The 19,138-nt window shown below is 32.7% G+C and carries 20 protein-coding genes; 1 reads left to right on the top strand and 19 read right to left on the bottom strand.

All coding sequences use genetic code 11. From position 1 onward, the window contains the following. Positions 1–142 precede the first annotated feature (142 nt). From dnaG to ccpN, 3 genes are read right to left on the bottom strand one after another with little or no spacing between them, the layout of a single operon-like run. Positions 143–1,948 (bottom strand): DNA primase, encoded by a 1,806-nt coding sequence (gene dnaG, locus KA909_RS10030; protein WP_210130168.1) that lies wholly within the window; start codon positions 1,946–1,948, stop codon positions 143–145. Positions 1,949–2,007: 59 nt separating this feature from the next. Beyond that, positions 2,008–2,823 (bottom strand): pyruvate, water dikinase regulatory protein, encoded by an 816-nt coding sequence (locus KA909_RS10025; RefSeq protein WP_210130167.1) that lies wholly within the window; start codon positions 2,821–2,823, stop codon positions 2,008–2,010. Positions 2,824–2,834: 11 nt separating this feature from the next. Beyond that, positions 2,835–3,458, bottom strand: a complete 624-nt coding sequence (gene ccpN / locus KA909_RS10020) for a transcriptional regulator CcpN (RefSeq protein ID WP_193839968.1) — start codon at positions 3,456–3,458, stop codon at positions 2,835–2,837. 338 nt (positions 3,459–3,796) lie between these two features. Between ccpN and KA909_RS10015 the strand changes: the two genes are divergently transcribed. After that, positions 3,797–5,188, top strand: coding sequence for a glycine--tRNA ligase (locus KA909_RS10015; RefSeq protein ID WP_210130166.1), 1,392 nt, complete (start codon positions 3,797–3,799; stop codon positions 5,186–5,188). Between the two features lie 78 nt (positions 5,189–5,266). Here the strand turns inward: KA909_RS10015 and recO are convergent, their stop codons facing one another. From recO to grpE, 16 genes are all read right to left on the bottom strand, one after another. Further along, positions 5,267–6,019, bottom strand: coding sequence for a DNA repair protein RecO (gene recO / locus KA909_RS10010; RefSeq protein WP_075108708.1), 753 nt, complete (start codon positions 6,017–6,019; stop codon positions 5,267–5,269). Positions 6,020–6,048: 29 nt separating this feature from the next. Continuing rightward, complete coding sequence (gene era, locus KA909_RS10005) at positions 6,049–6,948, bottom strand: GTPase Era (RefSeq protein WP_210130165.1); 900 nt, start codon at positions 6,946–6,948, stop codon at positions 6,049–6,051. Beyond that, positions 6,949–7,353: a cytidine deaminase gene (gene cdd / locus KA909_RS10000; RefSeq protein ID WP_070854955.1), complete on the bottom strand. Its 405-nt coding sequence runs from the start codon at positions 7,351–7,353 to the stop codon at positions 6,949–6,951. 19 nt (positions 7,354–7,372) lie between these two features. Continuing rightward, entirely contained in the window at positions 7,373–7,717 is a 345-nt protein-coding gene (locus tag KA909_RS09995) for a diacylglycerol kinase family protein (protein ID WP_053029518.1), read from the bottom strand. Beyond that, on the bottom strand, positions 7,713–8,174 hold the full coding sequence (gene ybeY, locus KA909_RS09990) for an rRNA maturation RNase YbeY (protein ID WP_070854954.1): 462 nt from the start codon (positions 8,172–8,174) through the stop codon (positions 7,713–7,715). The genes KA909_RS09995 and ybeY overlap by 5 nt, the downstream gene beginning before the upstream one ends. Further along, positions 8,175–9,122, bottom strand: coding sequence for a PhoH family protein (locus KA909_RS09985; protein WP_193839281.1), 948 nt, complete (start codon positions 9,120–9,122; stop codon positions 8,175–8,177). Between the two features lie 278 nt (positions 9,123–9,400). Continuing rightward, positions 9,401–10,090, bottom strand: a complete 690-nt coding sequence (locus KA909_RS09980) for a hypothetical protein (RefSeq protein ID WP_075108705.1) — start codon at positions 10,088–10,090, stop codon at positions 9,401–9,403. Positions 10,091–10,108: 18 nt separating this feature from the next. Beyond that, a complete protein-coding gene (gene floA, locus KA909_RS09975) occupies positions 10,109–11,095 on the bottom strand; it encodes a flotillin-like protein FloA (RefSeq protein ID WP_053029522.1) in 987 nt (328 codons plus the stop codon). A gap of 12 nt (positions 11,096–11,107) precedes the next feature. Beyond that, positions 11,108–11,779: an NfeD family protein gene (locus KA909_RS09970; RefSeq protein ID WP_398577052.1), complete on the bottom strand. Its 672-nt coding sequence runs from the start codon at positions 11,777–11,779 to the stop codon at positions 11,108–11,110. Between the two features lie 196 nt (positions 11,780–11,975). After that, positions 11,976–12,152 carry a 30S ribosomal protein S21 gene (gene rpsU, locus KA909_RS09965; protein WP_000048060.1) on the bottom strand — a complete coding sequence of 59 codons (177 nt, stop codon included), beginning with the start codon at positions 12,150–12,152 and terminating at the stop codon, positions 11,976–11,978. A 129-nt stretch (positions 12,153–12,281) separates the two neighbouring features. Then, positions 12,282–13,628: a tRNA (N(6)-L-threonylcarbamoyladenosine(37)-C(2))-methylthiotransferase MtaB gene (gene mtaB, locus KA909_RS09960; RefSeq protein ID WP_210130164.1), complete on the bottom strand. Its 1,347-nt coding sequence runs from the start codon at positions 13,626–13,628 to the stop codon at positions 12,282–12,284. Between the two features lie 5 nt (positions 13,629–13,633). Beyond that, positions 13,634–14,386, bottom strand: a complete 753-nt coding sequence (locus KA909_RS09955; RefSeq protein WP_053029525.1) for a 16S rRNA (uracil(1498)-N(3))-methyltransferase — start codon at positions 14,384–14,386, stop codon at positions 13,634–13,636. Position 14,387: 1 nt separating this feature from the next. Further along, complete coding sequence (gene prmA / locus KA909_RS09950; protein ID WP_193839278.1) at positions 14,388–15,326, bottom strand: 50S ribosomal protein L11 methyltransferase; 939 nt, start codon at positions 15,324–15,326, stop codon at positions 14,388–14,390. Between the two features lie 4 nt (positions 15,327–15,330). Continuing rightward, positions 15,331–16,464, bottom strand: coding sequence for a molecular chaperone DnaJ (gene dnaJ / locus KA909_RS09945; protein ID WP_193839277.1), 1,134 nt, complete (start codon positions 16,462–16,464; stop codon positions 15,331–15,333). Positions 16,465–16,615: 151 nt separating this feature from the next. Then, entirely contained in the window at positions 16,616–18,451 is a 1,836-nt protein-coding gene (gene dnaK / locus KA909_RS09940) for a molecular chaperone DnaK (RefSeq protein WP_053029528.1), read from the bottom strand. A 50-nt stretch (positions 18,452–18,501) separates the two neighbouring features. Beyond that, on the bottom strand, positions 18,502–19,128 hold the full coding sequence (gene grpE / locus KA909_RS09935; RefSeq protein ID WP_053029529.1) for a nucleotide exchange factor GrpE: 627 nt from the start codon (positions 19,126–19,128) through the stop codon (positions 18,502–18,504). Between the last annotated feature and the right edge of the window lie 10 nt (positions 19,129–19,138).

Genomic DNA, 19,138 nt, shown 5'->3' with positions numbered 1-19,138 from the left:
TTAAATATTACTTATGTTCCATTTCTACCCGTTAAAAACGCATAATAACCATTATACAATAATGGTTATTAAATAGAAATACAATTTATATGATTTGTTTAAACCTGTATGCTTCAAATACGCATTTATTTTAATAATGATGTTACATTCTTGCTTTATTTTTATTAACGATTTGTTCTAAATAATATTTTTGTAATTCTACATCACCTAGTCGCGATGCTTCGCGCAACTTGTGATTTAATTCTTCAATTGTGTCACCATATTTAGCTTCATTTATAACATTCATATAATCTTCAATTTCGCTATCATAAGGCTCTTCATTTAAATCATAATTGTCTAATGCAATAATCGCATCTCTTAAATCATCGTTGTCTGTGTATAATATCATATCACTTATCGAATATTTGTCATTTTCTGCGTAAAATTCTTCTAAAATACTATAGATGCGCTTGAAAAATTGATTGCTAAAATCTTCGCTTTCAAGTTGCTTATGATAATTTAAAAACAAATCTTTATCGTGCATAAAATGTTTAAGTAGCGCTCTCTCAGCACTCTCTTGCTTTGATAAATTTGAGAACATTGCATTTACGTTTTGTTGGATCTCACTATTATACGATTGATAATCGTTAAAATAAGGATCATTATGAACATATTGCTGTTGGCCTAATACATTACCATTTAATGTACTAGGATCTACGTTAAATATATTAGCAACATCTTTGATGACTTTATTTTGTAATATTTGTGAATTCATCATTGCAATGTCTTGTGTAACTTCTTTAAGGTAACGTTCATAAGCTAAATCATTATTAGTAATTTCGTCTTTATGTCTATTTAATTTATATAAAATAAATGATTTCTTTTCATTATTAACATATTCTAGAAATTTTTCATTACCATATTTTGTAATATATTCATCTGGGTCCATGTCTTTAGGTAATTGAACCACAAAAACATTTAACCCTTGTTGAAGAAGGTGTTGTCCTGTTTTAATCGTTGCTTCTTGCCCTGCGAAATCACCATCAAACATTAGTGTTATATGAGATGTTAATTTCTTGAGAACGGTAATGTGTTCATCTGATAGCGCTGTACCCATACTAGCAATAACAGGTTTTAAGCCGGAGGAATCAGATTTTATAACATCCATAAATCCTTCAAGTAAAATGGCTTCGTCATTTTTACGTATATATTTTCTAGCTTGATCAAGATTATACAATAATCGTCTTTTTTGAAATATCGGTGTTTCCGGACTGTTTAAATATTTAGGTTCTTGATTATTGTGAGTTCTACCAGAATAGCCAACGATACGACCCTGCGCATTTTTTAATGGAAACATAATGCGATCTCTAAAGCGATCAAAATAGCTAAAATTTTCTTCGTTTCGAGATAAAAGGCCTGCTTCATATGCGAGTTCAATATCATAACCTTTTTGTTGTAAAAAGTCATGACAGAAATGCGTGTGATTCGGTGCATAACCTATTCCACGCGCTTTAATAAGTTCTTCAGTAAAGCCTCTATTTGTCAAATAGTTTAAGGCGTCTTCACCTTCAACCGTTTTAAGTAGAGCATACTGATAATACTCATTCATTAATTCATGCATCTCTATCATAGCTAAGTCATCAGACGCAATTTGACTTGTATAGTCACTTGAATTACCAATGTCAACAGATATATTTAGACGTTCACCTAGTTCTTTAACAGCTTCTACGAATGATAAATCTTTAATTTCTTGTGTAAATTGAAAGACGTTACCACCTTTTTTGCACCCAAAACAATGGCAAATTTGTTTATCTTCAGAAACAGTGAATGAAGGTGTCTTTTCATCATGAAAAGGACACAAACCGATGTAATTGCGTCCTCTTTTTTCTAATTTTACATATTCACTTACTAAATCCAAAATATCTGTTTTATCTTTAATTTCATTAATTACTGATTGTTCAATGCGCAAAGTACATCACCCATAAATATTTATCATAATATTATACATTTTTGAAGTTTAAATTGAAACTATTTTGATTGACGTTCTATTATATTAATAACGTCATTAGCAGTTTCTTCAATTGCTTTATCGGAAACATCAATCACAGTGCAACCGATTTTGTTTACGATGTCTTCGAAATATTTAATCTCTTCTTTAATACGCAACTCATTTGCATATCTCGCTGAATCTCCTAGTCCCAGTTGTTTTAAACGCTTTTTTCTTATACGATTTAACTTTTCTTCGCTAATTCTTAACGCGATACATTTCGCTGGATCTATCTCAAATAACATGTCTGGAGGTGTTACTTCAGGTACTATTGGAACATTCATCACTTTATAACTCTTATGGGCTAAGTATTGTGATAACGGCGTTTTTGAGGTTCTAGAAACACCAATTAATACGATATCAGCTTTAGGTAGACCCTTAGGATCTTTGCCATCGTCATACTTTACGGCAAATTCAATCGCATCAATTTTTTTGAAGTAAGCATCATCCAAACGATGTACTCTACCAGGTTGATTATATGGATTTTCTTCGAATGCTTCTTTCAAATATTCCATTAATGGTCCCATAATATCAATAGAGCGTAACTGATTGGAATCAATCTTGCGTTCCATATACGTTTTCATTTCTGGTTTTACTAATGTATAAACGATAATTGCCTCTCTATCATTAGCTACTTGAATAACCTCATCTATATCTTCCTTAGTTTCAATATATGGATATCTTAAAAAATCATGTTTGCATTCTTTTGGATTAAATTGTGAAATACACGCTCTAGCTACTAATTCAGCAGTTTCTCCAATTGAATCAGATGCGATGATTATCTTTATATTTTCCATCGTTTTACCACCTATTCTTTAAATAATGATACAAATAATTTTGCGATTGTTGTTTTTGATACTCTACCTGTTACTTGATATTTATGATTACCTTTACTTTTAACAATTGGTATTGAATCAATTTCTTTTTCTATCATTTGATCTGCTGCATAAATGATAAGTTCATCTTCTTCAAGATAAGTTAAATTTGGCATTCTCGACATGTTAACACTGATTGGCATGGTATGAATATCTTCACCAATCATAGATGCACGTAACAAGTCTTTTCTAGAACAAACACCAATAAAATCATTGTGTTCGTTAATAATAAATAATGTACTAGCATCTTCTAAGAAAATCGTACAAATAGCATCATAAACAGACATATCCTCTTTTACAATGACTGGTGGAGACATATAGTCTTTAACAACATATTGACGTAATTTATCAGTCATTAACTTATTTTTAGATTTGCCAGAATAATAATACCCCACTCGAGGTCTAGCCTCTAAAAATCCTGACATTGTTAAAATTGCTAAATCAGGTCTCAATGTAGCACGTGTCAAGTCTAGTTTTTCGGCAATGTGTTCCCCGGTAATAGGTCCTCCACTTTTGACTATCTCAATAATTTGTTCTTGTCTTTTACTAAGTTCTATAGGTCTTCACCCCTTTATTGTTCACGTCTATTATACCTATTTATTAATGTACCTACAAATACATATAATTTCTTGCTATTAAATAATCAATCTATTAAACTAATGGTAAGCGAGTTAAGGATGGTGTAAGCTTAACAACTTCAATTTGGCTAATCGTAAAATTTGATAAAAGTGAGTGGCTACACTAATTTGGGTGGAACCGCGGGTTATTAAGTTATCAACTATATTTAATTGATATAGTGAAATAAATTAACTCGTCCCAAGATAATGATAAATGTGATATTTTCATTTATTTATTGTCTTGGGGCGTTTTTATGTATTTAATAAGGAGAGATTATATGGTTAAAGATATGGAAATAATTGTATCATTAGCAAAACACAGAGGATTTGTTTTTCCTGGTAGTGATATTTATGGTGGATTATCAAATACGTGGGATTACGGCCCATTAGGTGTTGAATTAAAAAATAATGTAAAAAAAGCATGGTGGCAAAAGTTCATCACACAATCACCATTTAACGTAGGTATTGATGCAGCGATTTTAATGAACCCAAAAACATGGGAAGCATCAGGTCATTTAGGTAACTTTAATGATCCTATGATTGATAATAAAGATAGTAAAATCCGTTATCGTGCCGATAAGTTAATTGAAGATTACATGCAAAAAGAAAAAGGTGATGAAAACTTTATCGCCGATGGTTTAAGTTTTGATGAAATGAAACGTATTATTGACGATGAAGGTATCGTTTGTCCTGTAAGTGGCACTGCTAATTGGACAGATATTCGTCAATTCAATCTTATGTTCAAAACATTCCAAGGTGTTACCGAAGATTCTACAAATGAAATTTTCTTACGACCTGAAACTGCACAAGGTATTTTTGTAAATTACAAAAATGTTCAACGTTCAATGCGTAAAAAACTACCATTTGGTATTGGTCAAATTGGTAAATCATTCCGTAATGAAATTACACCAGGTAACTTCATCTTCAGAACTAGAGAATTTGAACAAATGGAATTGGAATTCTTCTGTAAACCAGGTGAAGAAATTGAATGGCAAAATTATTGGAAAACATTTGCTAGCCAATGGTTAAAAGATTTAAATATCAACGAAGATAATATGCGTCTACGTGATCATGATGAAGAAGAATTATCACACTATTCAAACGCAACTACAGATATTGAATATCGCTTCCCATTTGGTTGGGGTGAATTATGGGGTATCGCAAGCCGTACTGATTTTGACTTGAAAAAACACAGTGAACATTCAGGCGAAGATTTCAAATACCATGATCCTGAAACAAATGAAAAATATGTGCCATATTGTATTGAACCATCATTAGGTGCAGACCGTGTTACATTAGCATTCTTATGTGACGCATATGAAGAAGAAGGCGTTGAAGGAAGTAAAGATTCACGAACAGTATTGCACTTCCACCCTGCCCTTGCACCATATAAAGCTGCAGTTTTACCATTAAGCAAAAAATTATCTGAAGATGCGATTAAAATCTTCGAACAATTAAGTTCTAAATTTGCAATAGACTTCGATGAATCTCAATCAATTGGTAAACGTTACCGTAGACAAGATGAAATTGGTACGCCATATTGTATTACATTTGACTTTGATTCATTAGAAGATAATCAAGTAACAGTGCGTGACCGTGACTCTATGGAACAAGTACGTATGCCTATCTCTGAATTGGAAACGTTCTTAGCTGAAAAAGTTGCTTTCTAACTATAATTATATAAAGTACAAAACCCACCTCAAATCATTTTTTGAGGTGGGTTTTTTATGTTTATATTGGAAGATTTATCAATATTCAATTCGTTTCAATTGATTGATTAACTTTTGACCTTTAAAGTACATACCTGCATATTCTTTGTATATTAATAGAAGCAGTTCCGACATTTCATCCAGAATACCTTGACTAATATTAAATTGATTCATTTTATCTATAGGCAATTTTTGTAAGACATCTAATAAATATAATGTTTTGTTAGATATTCGTAAAGCATGTGGATCTTTATATAATTCTGATTCAAGAATTGTTCCATCATAAACAAAACTATATGCAGCTAATTGTGATTGATCATAACTATCTGAAATAGCTGAATGATTAAAAAATGCTGTAAAACCGAAGCGATTCATACATTTTAACATTACTATAATGGACATAAGTTGCGCTGAATTACCAGATGAAATTTTTTCGAGTACAAAGTGTAACAGTTTATAGTGGAATGGAGAAATGTCATCGCTATCCATTGAACGCTCAATGGCCTCAACACACAATGTTGCATAGCTACTATTAAATATATCCAACCGTAAATCGTAATATTGATTAATTACATCTACTGAACTTAAAGTCCCCATACCTTTCCATTTATTATAAATAAATAAGCCATACACAAAGAGTTGCGTATGGGCTTGTAAACCTGTTTTTGATTTTTTGGCTCGTCTAACCATCAATGGTATTTTGGCACCATGCTCGTTTAAAATTGTAATAATTTTATCAGATTCTCCATAATCTACGGACTTTATAATGATTCCCTTTTGTTTTTCGAGCATAGTATCACGACCCTTCTAACTTCGATCCATTAATCTTGATCTTCAATATATCCCATTTGACGGATGAAATTAACTTTATTACGCCAATCTTTCTGAACTTTTACCCAAAGTTCTAAATACACTTTTGAGCCTAATAACATTTCGATATCATGTCTTGCTCTTTTACCTACTTCTTTTAATTTTTTGCCACCCTTTCCGATGACTATACCTTTTTGTGAATCTCTCTCAACGAAAATAGTAGCTTCTACTCTGACACGTTCTTCACTTTCTTTAATCATTCTATCTACATTAACGCCGATTGCATGAGGAATTTCTTCACTCGTTAAATGTAAAATCTTTTCACGTATAATTTCACTTACAACAAACTGTTCAGGGTGATCTGAAATTTGATCGTCCGGATAATACTTTGGACCTTCAGGTAAATAACGTTTCAGTACATCTATAAAGTGATCGACATTCAATCCTTCTAATGCGGAGATTGGCACGATTTCAGTGAAATCCATATACTGTTGATATTGCTCTATCTTAGGCATTAAAGCATCTGGGTGTACTAAATCAATTTTATTTAGCACTAAGAAAACTGGTGTTTTAACATTTTTTAGCATTTCCATGATATATTCATCGCCACGCCCAATTTCTTCATTTACATTAACCATGAACATGATTGCATCAATTTCAGATAATGTATTTTTAGCTACACGCATCATATAATCACCTAATTTGTGTTTAGGTTTATGAATGCCAGGTGTATCTAAGAAGATGATTTGCGCATCGTCTCGAGTCATTACACCTTGGATTTTATTACGTGTAGTTTGTGCTTTATCAGACATAATTGCAATTTTATGTCCGATTACTCTATTCATAAATGTAGATTTACCTACATTGGGTCTTCCTATAATTGATACAAATCCTGACTTATGTGCTGTCATCTATTCTAAATCCTTTCCTGAAAAGCCATGTGGTAACAGTTCGCCCACAGTTGACTCAAGTAATTCCCCTTTATGATTCGTCATATACACTGGCATATCATCATCACATAATTCTTTAAGAACTTGTCTACATGTTCCACAAGGTGATGATGGCTTTTCAGCATCAACCGTTACAGTTATTGATTCAAAGTCACCAGGTCGATAACCTTCAGATATGGCTGCTACTAAACTTGAACGTTCAGCACAAATTGTAGCAGGATAGGCTGCATTTTCGACGTTGGCACCATAAAATGTTCGACCATCTTTAGTCTTTAAATAAGCACCTACTTTAAATTGACTATATGGCACATATGCTCGACTTTGCGCTTCTCGTGCCTCTTGAAAATAATGTGATTGATAACTCATCAAAACATCCCCTTTAATATTAGAAAATATGTGGTAAAAAAATAACTAATCCAGTTATTAATGCGAAAATTGATGCTAACATAACACTAAACGCAGCTATATCTTTAGCTTGTTTAGCAAGTTCATGATAGTCACTTGTGACTAAATCAACTACACATTCTATTGCAGTATTAACTGCTTCTATCGTAAGTACTAAGAAGATAGCCAATATTATAAATAACCATTCAGTTGCACTTAATTGGCAGATATAACCTAAAATGATAGTTATAATCGCAATTACAATATGTAGTAAATAATTATGATCTTTTAGAAGAAGTGTCTTAAACCCATCAAACGTATATTTGAAACGTTTTAATTGCTTAATCTCTAGTCAATCCGTATGCATTTAATATTGTCTCTTGGCGTCCAAACATTTCTTTTTCATCTTCTTCGTTCATATGATCATAACCTAGTAAATGTAAAAAACCATGTAGTGCTAGAAAACCTAATTCTCTTTCAAAAGAATGGCCATATGAATCAGCTTGGTCTTTAGCTACATCTGTACAGATGATGATATCTCCAAGCACCCTTGGCATGTCTAAACCAATAATTTCAGGTTCATCTTCTTCAAGTGCGAACGAAATTACATCAGTTACTTTATCTTTATCTCGATATGTTTTATTGATTTCTTGAATTTCACTCTTATCAACAAAAGTAACAGAAAGCTCAGCGTCTTCTTCGATTTGTTCTTGTTCTTTAGCAAAATTAAGTAAGTCATCAATTTGTTGATACCAAGTTTCTTCTACAAGGTCTGTATGATCATTAAAATCAATTGTAAACATTTAAATGTCTCCTTCATAGCGATCAATTATTTTACTTACTAATGGGTGTCTTACAACATCACTTTGATCTAATTGCATAATATTAATTCCTTTAACCCCATGTAATTTTTTGACTGCTTCTTTTAATCCACTTTTGACGCCTTTAGGTAAATCAATTTGAGTTTGATCTCCTGTAACTACCATTTTAGAGCCGAATCCTAATCGTGTTAAGAACATTTTCATTTGCGCATGTGTTGTATTTTGAGCTTCATCTAAAATGACAAAAGCATCATCAAGTGTACGGCCACGCATATAGGCTAATGGTGCAATTTCGATTGTGCCTCTCTCGATAAATCGTGCAGTTTGTTCTCTACCCAATACTGTATTCAATCCATCATAAAGAGGTCTCAAATAAGGATCTACTTTTTCTTTTAAATCACCAGGTAAAAATCCTAGAGACTCCCCAGCTTCTACAGCAGGTCTTGTTAATACAATACGTTTAACCGCACCTTTTCTAAGTTGTTTAGCCGCATACACCACCGCTAAAAATGTTTTACCCGTACCTGCAGGCCCAATACCAAAGACTAGGTCATTATTTTTCATAGCATTAACGTATAATCTTTGGCCCATCGTTTTTGCTCTTATTGTCTTTCCAAAAGCATCTTTTGTAATCTCTTCATCATATAAATCAATGAGATGATGTATAGTATCATTTTCAGCCATTTTTATAGCGGCTTCAACATCTTTTAAAGTTATGGTGTTGCCCATTTCAATGACTTTTAATAAATTTTTAAGAACTAATTCTGATTTTTCTACAAGCTCTAATTTTTGACCTTTAACTGCTACTTCTTGGCCACGAGCGTGTATTTCGACATCAAACGCTTCCTCAATCGCATTAATATGTTCATCATTATTACCTAACAGTGCTTGAGAATGATTAATGTCGTCTATTTGAATTATTCCTGGCATATAAGCGCTCCTTTTCACTAAAACAATGTATATATTTAGATTATATTAGTTCACTTATGTTTTAAAAATAAAACATGATATATCAATCTTTAAAAAGCTAAGATTTAAGTTACTTTAGTAAATTAACTTTCATTTAAATTTTACTAAAGTCTGTTAAAGTATACAAATTTATTTGGCTTAGTGTGCTTTTTTTATTAAATTGTAGTATAAGCTTCTAATATTTATTAGAAAAAGAACCCGAAAATCATGTGAAAATGAATTTCGGGTTAAAATATTAATTATAATTGCTTAGGTTTATTGAGAATTTCTTGCCAAAGAATACCATTGACGACTGGATCATTATCGAATTGAAATTTTTGATGTGTCATATCTTGTTCAATTAACTTACTATTTAACAATTGCTTCAATCTATAACGTTTAGTACGTTCAGATAAATTTTTATCATTAATAATCGCTCTTGCTTTATTTTCAATTCTTGTAAGTTGCTTTTCTTTTTCACGATCAATTTCTGAGCGTACATTATATAAGTCGTCTACGAGTTGCTTTTCAAGTTCTTTTTGGAGATGATTAACATCTCTAGTACGCTCTCGTGTATTGGTTGATTGGCGCGCTTCCTTTTCAAATCTATTACGTTGCCTAGTAGAACGCTCTAATTCTTCAGGTACACTTTCCTCAATAATTTCTTTTTCAAGTTCTTTATCTTGATAAACACGTTTTGATTCTTGTTGTGCGGTTTTCTTTTGTTGTTTAGAGGGTTCATCATCATTAGTAAATTCTTTTTCAAATTCACTAAATGCTTCTTCTATTTGCTCAAAGAAACCTTTCCCTTGCGTCTCTTTTTTATCAGACGTTGTTGGCTTATGTTGTGGTGGTCTCTGATTTTTTCTTTGCTCATGACTCTTATCCCTCATCGCACTAATACCTGTTACAATAATGGATATTATAAAAATTATAATACCAATATTCATCTAATCACCCCTTAACATTTACTTTGGTGATTCATCTTCATTTTGTTCAGTACGTTTATTTATCGCATTTCTCATGCCAGTGTCAGCTTCTACATTTTTTAGATTGTAGTAATCTTTGACACCCATGTTACCTTCACGTAAAGCTTCTGCCATTGCAAGTGGCACTTCAGATTCAGCTTCAACCACTTTAGCACGCATTTCTTGAACACGCGCTTTCATTTCTTGTTCAGAAGCTACGGCCATAGCACGGCGTTCTTCAGCTTTCGCTTGCGCAATATTCTTATCTGCAAGTGCTTGTTCAGTTTGTAAATCAGCACCAATATTTTTACCAATATCTACGTCAGCTATATCGATAGATAAAATTTCGAACGCAGTACCTGAATCAAGCCCTTTACTTAAGACAGTCTTAGAAATGTTATCAGGGTTCTCCAGTACTTGTGTATGATGCTCACTAGAACCAATAGTAGAAACAATACCTTCACCTACACGAGCAATGATTGTTTCTTCTCCTGCACCACCAACTAAACGAGAGATGTTGGCGCGTACTGTAATTCTAGCTTTCGCTTTTACTTCTATACCATTCATTGCTACACCAGTTATAAACGGTGTTTCAATTACTTTAGGATTAACAGACATTTGAACAGCTTCTAATACGTCACGTCCAGCCAAGTCAATCGCTGCACCACGTTCGAATGGTAAGTTAATATCTGCACGTTGAGCAGCTATATTCGCATCAACGACTCTATCGACATTACCACCCGCTAAATAATGTGATTCTAATTGATTTGTTGTAAGGTTTAACCCAGCTTTATGAGCTTTAATTAATGGACCAATTACCTTACGTGGAGATACTCGACGTAATCTCATACCTACCAATGTTCCAATACCTACTTTAACTCCAGCAGCAATTGCAGATATCCAAAGTCCTACTGGAACAAATGAGAATAGCACTAATAATGCAATAACTATGATAACTGCAATCACTATAATGCCTAATCCAAACATTTAACCACTCCTTTATGTGTTTTCAATTTCTCTAACAACAACTCTAGATCCTTCTACCTCAAGAATTTTAACTTCTTTATTTCTTAAAATGAAAGCGCCATCTGATACGGCATCTATTCTTTCATTATCAAGCGTTATAATTCCTGCAGGTCTTAAATCTGTCACAGTACGAGCTGTTTGACCAACTAAATGAGAACGATCATCGTGAGATCTATATCCTGCTTCTGAATTAGTAGAATCTTTTAACACAACTTTATCTAAAAACGGAATTTTCCTTTTAAACCATTTCACTAATATCACCCATTCAATAATTGCCAATATTGATGCAATCACAACATTTAATAGCATTAAAAGAATGTTATCTCCTAACATAATGATGCTAAGTATAATCAATAATATGCCAATAATACCTATGACTGCGCCAATGACAAATAATTCGATAATAACGAGTATTGCTCCAACGAAGAATAGCAATACAGAAATAAGATTAACATCACCGTTAATTAAAAAGCCGAGGAAGAGAATTAAAAGTGCAAGCATCGCGATAATTCCCGCAAAATTAATACGCTTCGAATACAATTGATATAAAAAGCCTAAAAAAATGATACATGTTAATATAAGTGATATTAATGGACTCGTTACAATCTGAGATAGATTATTGAATAAATGATTAGTAGTTAAAATGGAATTGATAACTGTATGTATCGCATTGAAATAGTTCACAATTTCACCTCGCTCTCAATTCCGATTATACATGAATACACTTAGTTATAATAGTGATAGTAGACGCTTTAATATAAAAAAACTCTCGACTAGTTTAACTAATCGAGAGCATATATATAATTAATATTCTTGTTGAGGGAGTCAACAGAGTTATTAATTATTTGAATTTACGTTTACGTGCAGCTTCTGATTTCTTTTTACGTTTTACGCTTGGTTTTTCGTAAAATTCACGTTTACGTACTTCTTGGATAGTACCACTTTTAGATACTGAACGTTTAAATCTACGTAATGCATCTTCAAGTGATTCATTTTTACGTACTACTGTTTTAGACATCTGTATTTCCCTCCCTCCAAATATCAACGGAACTTTAAAGTCAATACATAGTAATATACAACTATGCTTTACTTAGTATAATATATGAATTTATTATGGTCAATTCCAAATTATTATAATTTTTAAAAATTATAATAATACGTCTTCTTCAGACTTGTTTGTTGCGTGTTCTACAATTCTAACAACTTTACCTGTATTAATAGGATAATCAGCTTTAACGATTTTTACTTTTACAATTTGTCCGATTAAAGAATCATTACCCTCAAATTGAACTTTCATATAGTTGTCAGCATAACCAACTAATGTGCCTTCTACTTCGCCAGCTTCTTCAGGAATAACTTCTAAAACTTCGTCTTCAAATTTAGATGCATATTCTTTAGCTAATTGATCACTTAACGCGATTAATTTGTGCACACGGTCATTTTTGATAGATTCGTCAATTTGATCATCCATACGCGCAGCAGGCGTACCAATTCTAGCTGAATATGGAAAAACATGTAATTCAGAGAATTTATGTTTAACAATAAAGTCATAAGTTTCTTGGAATTCCTCTTCTGTTTCTCCTGGGAATCCTACAATCACATCACTTGTAACAGCTAAATCTGGTAACGCACCATGTAATTTTGTGATTCTCTCTGAAAAATGTTCCATAGTATATTTACGTCTCATTCGTTTTAATACAGTATCAGAACCGGATTGTAATGGAACATGTAAATGTCTAACAACTTTATTTGAACGTTTTAAAACATCAATAACTTCATCAGTTAATTGGCTAGCTTCAATAGATGAAATTCTAATTCGTTCAAGACCATCAATTTCTTCTAAATTACGAAGTAACTGTGCTAAATTATAATCTTTTAAATCTTGACCATAACCACCAGTATGAATTCCAGTTAAAACAATTTCTTTATAGCCGGCATTAACTAATTGTGTAGCTTGTTCAACCACTTTTTCAGGATCACGTGAACGCATTAATCCACGAGCCCATGGTATGATACAAAATGTACAGAAATTATTGCACCCTTCTTGGATCTTTAGTGAAGCTCTTGTTCTATCTGTAAAATAAGGTACATCTAATTCTTCATATGTACGATTTTTCATAATATTACCAACACCATTAATTGGTTGGCGTTCTTCTCTAAATTGTTGGATGTAGTCTAATAATTTGTGTCTATCTTGCGTACCTACCACTACGTCTACGCCAGGAATTTCCATAATTTCTGCAGAAGATGTTTGCGCATAACACCCTGTAACACATACTACTGCGTCTGGATTTTGTCGAATTGCTCTTCTAATGATTTGTCTACTTTTTTTATCTCCAGTATTTGTTACTGTACAAGTGTTGATTACGAAGACGTCTGCATTCGTTTCAAAATCAACTCTATCGTAATCAGCGTCTTTAAATAATTGCCAAATTGCTTCAGTTTCATAATGGTTTACTTTGCAACCTAATGTGTGAAACGCAACTGTTGACATAATATTCACCCCATTAATTCATTTTCATAACTGATAGCACTTAAAGCATAAAGTGGCGCCGTTTCTGCCCGTAAAATTCGAGGTCCTAAACCAACATTAACACTCGTTTCTTTAAGCAAAGAGATTTCTTTCTCTGAAAAGCCACCTTCAGGACCAAATATTAATAAAATACGATCGTTAGTCTTAAATTTTTTCAAGGTTTCTTTAAAAAGACTAACTTCACCACGTTTTGCTTCATCTTCATATGCTAACAAAATATAGTCATAATGATTTATAGTATCACAAATTTCATTTAAATTCGACTTAAAATTGATTTTAGGAATAATTAAACGGTAGCTTTGTTCAGCTGCTTCTTTAATTATCTTTTGCCAACGTTCTAATTTTTTTTGAACTTTATTTGAATTAAGTTTGACTACAGATCTGTCCATTTCTACAGCTATGAAACTATCAGCACCTAATTCTGTTGCTTTTTGAATTAACCATTCATATTTGTCTGCTTTGATTAAGCCACTACATATAGTAACTTGTACAGGTAACTCTGAATTGATATCAATGTGCTCAATCAATTTAATTTCAATTGATTCATTCTCAACAGTAATGATTTCCGATTTAAACACGGTTTTATCTTTAAACGTTACAATAATCTGGTTACCAACTGTATTTCTCATCACATTAGTAATATGATGTATATCTTCCTTATTTGTTATAAAAAAACGCTGACTGTCATCAGCGTTTTGATCGATAAAGTATCTTTGCAAATTATTCACTCACTTTCTGACCTACAATACATACCCAACCATTGTCATGATTTACTGATATAATATCAAATCCTACATCTTCCATTTGATTTAATATTTGTTCATGCTTTTCCTCTATAATTCCTGATGTTATAAAATAACCATCTTCATTTAGAGTATTATAAGCATCTTCAATCATATCTTCAATAATATGAGCTAAAATGTTTGCAATAACAATATCAAATTTTTCTGTTTCATTTTTTAATAAGTTTCCTGGTACAGCTTCAATTGCATCTTCACAATGATTTTTAGCAAAGTTTTCTTTAGCAACGTTAACAGCTAACTCATCAATATCCAGAGCTTTAATCCGTTTTACGCCAAGTAAGTGACTGGCAATACTTAAAATACCTGAACCTGTTCCAACATCAATAACGGAATGCTCTGGTTTAACGTAGGTTTCAATTGCTTTAAGACACATGCTTGTTGTTGGATGATCTCCAGTTCCAAATGCCATGCCTGGGTCTAATTCAATACACATTTCAGAAGTATCTTCTTTAGTGTATTGTTCCCAACTTGGAACAATTGTGAATTTTTCTGATGCTCTAAAGGGATGGAAATAATTTTTCCATTCATTTTCCCAATCTACTTCAGCTATTGTTTTCTCAGAAAAATCCAATACAGATGAATCAATATTTTCAAGTTTTGTAACATCTGTTTCAATTTTATTTCTTAGAGATTCATCAAACTTTAATTCGTTGAAATAAGCCTTTAATCGAACACCTTTTTCAGGATAATCTTCTTGTTTCAGTTCATATATTTCACCGAATTTATCGGCAGGCTGATTAATTAAATCATTAGAATCTTCAATTACAACGCCGTTTGATCCATAATTTTCTAATATATCAGTAACTAAAGGTTCAACTTCATGGTTTACAACAATCGAAAGTTCTGTCCAGTTCATTTAGTTATTCTCCTTTAAAGAATTTGCGTGCTCTATCTTTAAAATTAGATGGTTGTTCTTCAATTGACTCACCATTTAATTCAGCAAACTCTCTCATAATTTCTTTTTGTCTATCTGTTAATTTTGTAGGTGTAACTACTTTAATATTAACAAATAAATCACCATGACCATATCCATGAACATTTTTAACACCTTTATCTTTTAAGCGGAATTGCTTACCAGTTTGAGTGCTAGAAGGAATAGTTAACATTACGTTTCCGTTAAGTGTAGGAACTTTTATTTCATCACCAAGTGCTGCTTGTGGGAAACTAACATTAAGTTTGTAATAAAGATCGTCACCATCACGTTCAAATTTGTCAGACGGTTTTACTCTAAATACGACATATAAGTCACCATGAGGTCCGCCGTTTTCTCCTGGTGTTCCTTCACCGGCAAGTCTGATTTGTTGGTCATTATCTACACCTTCAGGTACAGTTACTTCTAATTTAACTGTTTTATTTTCGGTACCTTTACCATGACAAGTTGGACATGGTTCTTCGAATTCTTGACCTGTTCCATCACATTTTGGACATGTTTGTTGCGTGCGTACACGGCCTAAAATTGTATTTTGTTCTACTGATACGTGACCTGCGCCGTTACAATAACTACATGTTTTTTTACTAGTACCTGGTTTAGCACCATCACCATTACATGTATGGCATGTCACATCTTTACGAATTGAGATTTCTTTCTTAGTTCCGAAGACAGCTTCTTCAAATTCTAGAGTCATCGTATATTGTAAATCGTCACCTTTTCTAGGTGCATTAGGATCTCTTTGACGTGAACCACCAAAGAATGAGCTGAAGATGTCTTCAAATCCACCTCCGCCAAATCCACTAAAGTCTTGGCCGCTAAATCCTTGGCCACCAAAACCACCTTGAGGTCCATCATGGCCAAATTGGTCATAATTTGCTCTTTTATTATCGTCGCTTAGAACTTCGTAAGCTTCTGAAATCTCTTTGAATTTTTCATCTGCACCCTCTTCTTTATTGATATCAGGGTGATATTTTTTTGATAATTTGCGATATGCTTTTTTGATTTCATCTTTAGATGCGCTTTTACTTACACCTAAGACTTCATAATAGTCTCTTTTAGCCACGACCATCTCTCCTTAACTTAATTATTTAATATGTTTGAAAGAACGAAGTTATAAAAGAAAAAGTCAAAGCCAATGTTCAATTGACTTTGACTTTTTGGCTCACATTCATAATAGTTTGCTAATATAAGCATACACTATAAACGCTTAGCAATTATTTTTTATCTTCATCATCTTTAACTTCTTTAAATTCAGCATCTTCAACATTACTATCGTTTTGAGTTTGTTGAGCACCATCTTGTGCTTGTTGTTGAGCTTGTTGAGCTTGTTGATATACTTTTGCTGATAAATCTTGAATTACTTTTTCAAGTTCTTCTTTTTTCGCTTTAATATCTTCGATGTCTTGTCCTTCAAGCGCAGATTTTAAAGCATCTTTTTTGCTTTCCGCATTAGATTTATCTTCTTCACTAATATTGTCGCCAAGGTCAGTAATTGTTTTTTCAACTTGGAATACTAAGCTATCTGCTTCATTTCTTAAATCTACTTCTTCACGACGTTTTTTATCTGCTTCAGCGTTTTCTTCGGCATCTTTAACCATACGATCGATTTCTTCATCAGAAAGCGCAGAGCTTGATTGAATAGTAATATTTTGTTCTTTATTAGTACCTAAGTCTTTCGCAGTAACATTTACGATACCATTTTTATCAATATCAAATGTTACTTCGATTTGTGGAACACCACGTGGAGCTGGTGGAATATCAGTTAATTGGAATCTTCCTAATGTTTTGTTATCAGCTGCCATTGGACGTTCACCTTGTAATACGTGAATATCTACTGCTGGTTGGTTATCAGCTGCAGTTGAATAAACTTGAGATTTTGAAGTTGGGATTGTAGTATTACGTTCAATTAACGTATTCATACGTCCACCCATAATTTCAATACCTAATGATAATGGTGTTACGTCTAATAATACAACATCTTTAACATCACCAGTGATAACGCCACCTTGAATTGCAGCACCCATTGCTACAACTTCGTCTGGGTTTACACCTTTATGAGGATCTTTACCGATTTCTTTTTTAACAGCTTCTTGAACTGCTGGAATACGTGTTGAACCACCAACAAGAATAACTTCATCAATTTCAGAAGTTGATAAACCAGCGTCTTTTAATGCTTGACGAGTTGGTTCCATAGTTCTTCTGATTAATGAATCAGCTAATTCTTCAAATTTAGAACGAGTAAGACTAATTTCTAAATGTAATGGACCACTTTCACCAGCTGAAATAAATGGTAATGAAATTTGAGTTTGTGAAACGCCAGATAAGTCTTTTTTAGCTTTTTCAGCAGCGTCTTTCAAACGTTGTAATGCCATTTTATCTTGAGATAAATCTACGCCATTTTCTTTTTTGAATTCAGACACTAGGTAGTCAATAATTACTTGGTCAAAGTCATCACCGCCAAGTTTATTATCACCAGCAGTTGATAGTACTTCGAATACACCGTCACCTAATTCAAGGATAGATACGTCAAACGTACCGCCACCTAAGTCGAATACTAATACTTTTTGGTCTTGATCAGTTTTATCTAAACCATATGCTAATGCTGCAGCAGTAGGTTCGTTAATAATACGTTCAACTTCTAAACCAGCAATTTTACCAGCATCTTTAGTTGCTTGACGTTCAGCATCATTGAAATATGCAGGAACTGTAATAACAGCTTTATCTACTTTATCTCCTAAATAACTTTCAGCAGTGTTTTTAAGGTTTTGTAATACCATAGCTGAAATTTCTTGAGGTGTATAAGATTTACCTTCAATATCTACTTTATAGTCAGTACCCATATGACGTTTAATTGATTGAACAGTATTTGGATTAGTGATAGCTTGACGTTTTGCTACTTCACCAACTTGTGTTTCACCATTTTTAAATGCTACAACTGATGGTGTTGTTCTAGCACCTTCTGGGTTTTGAATTACTTTTGGTTCATCGCCTTCTAATACAGCTACACATGAATTTGTTGTACCTAAGTCAATACCGATTACTTTACTCATAATAAAATTCCTCCAATTTTAAAAATTTAATAAATGGTATTTTCGTCAATTTATTGATTTACTTTTACCATTGATGGTCTTAATACTCTATCTTTTAACTTATAACCTTTTTGTAATTCTTGAGTAATATCACCAGATTTGAAATCTGGATTATCATCTTGAACTACTGCTTGGTGGAAGTTAGGGTCAAAAGCTTGACCTTCTGTTTCAATTTCTTCTAAACCATTATCTTTAAGTGCTCTTAGTAAACTTTCGTGTACCATTTGAACACCTTTTTGAAGTGATTTAAATGATTCATCATCACCTTCAATTTGTAGTGCGCGTTCAATATTATCAATCGTTGGTAAAATATCCGTTAAAACACGTTGAGATTGATAAGTTTTATTTGTTTCATTTTCTTTCTGAATTCGTCTTTTATAATTTTCGAATTCAGCGTATAATCTTAAATATTTTTCTTCATTTTCATTAGCTTTTAATTGTAATTGCTGAATTTCTTCATCTTTAGGATCAACTGCAGTTTCTTCAGAACTTTCTTCGTTCGAACTGTCGTTAGATGAATTATCACTATCAGAAGTAGTATCTTCAACATTTTCAACTGTTGATGTTTCTTCATTCTTTACTTCTTGTTCTTCAGTATATTCAGAATTACTTTTTACTGATTCATCTTTTTCTGTCATTTTTTACCCT

It is taken from the genome of Staphylococcus sp. GDX8P54P (genome assembly GCF_017893165.1).
GTDB classification, from domain to species: Bacteria; Bacillota; Bacilli; order Staphylococcales; family Staphylococcaceae; genus Staphylococcus; species Staphylococcus borealis.
Note: the sequence above shows the minus strand (reverse complement) of the source record. Positions and strands in the feature narration are given on the sequence as shown.

Bases quoted from the DNA above. Each gene is read 5' to 3' on its own strand.
- KA909_RS10025 (WP_210130167.1), bottom strand. From the start codon at position 2,823: ATGGAAAATATAAAGATAATCATCGCATCTGATTCAATTGGAGAAACT.
- KA909_RS10015 (WP_210130166.1), top strand. From the start codon at position 3,797: ATGGTTAAAGATATGGAAATAATTGTATCATTAGCAAAACACAGAGGA.
- recO (WP_075108708.1), bottom strand. From the start codon at position 6,019: ATGCTCGAAAAACAAAAGGGAATCATTATAAAGTCCGTAGATTATGGA.
- era (WP_210130165.1), bottom strand. From the start codon at position 6,948: ATGACAGCACATAAGTCAGGATTTGTATCAATTATAGGAAGACCCAAT.
- cdd (WP_070854955.1), bottom strand. From the start codon at position 7,353: ATGAGTTATCAATCACATTATTTTCAAGAGGCACGAGAAGCGCAAAGT.
- ybeY (WP_070854954.1), bottom strand. From the start codon at position 8,174: ATGTTTACAATTGATTTTAATGATCATACAGACCTTGTAGAAGAAACT.
- KA909_RS09985 (WP_193839281.1), bottom strand. From the start codon at position 9,122: ATGCCAGGAATAATTCAAATAGACGACATTAATCATTCTCAAGCACTG.
- KA909_RS09980 (WP_075108705.1), bottom strand. From the start codon at position 10,090: ATGAATATTGGTATTATAATTTTTATAATATCCATTATTGTAACAGGT.
- floA (WP_053029522.1), bottom strand. From the start codon at position 11,095: ATGTTTGGATTAGGCATTATAGTGATTGCAGTTATCATAGTTATTGCA.
- rpsU (WP_000048060.1), bottom strand. From the start codon at position 12,152: ATGTCTAAAACAGTAGTACGTAAAAATGAATCACTTGAAGATGCATTA.
- mtaB (WP_210130164.1), bottom strand. From the start codon at position 13,628: ATGTCAACAGTTGCGTTTCACACATTAGGTTGCAAAGTAAACCATTAT.
- prmA (WP_193839278.1), bottom strand. From the start codon at position 15,326: ATGAACTGGACAGAACTTTCGATTGTTGTAAACCATGAAGTTGAACCT.
- dnaK (WP_053029528.1), bottom strand. From the start codon at position 18,451: ATGAGTAAAGTAATCGGTATTGACTTAGGTACAACAAATTCATGTGTA.
- grpE (WP_053029529.1), bottom strand. From the start codon at position 19,128: ATGACAGAAAAAGATGAATCAGTAAAAAGTAATTCTGAATATACTGAA.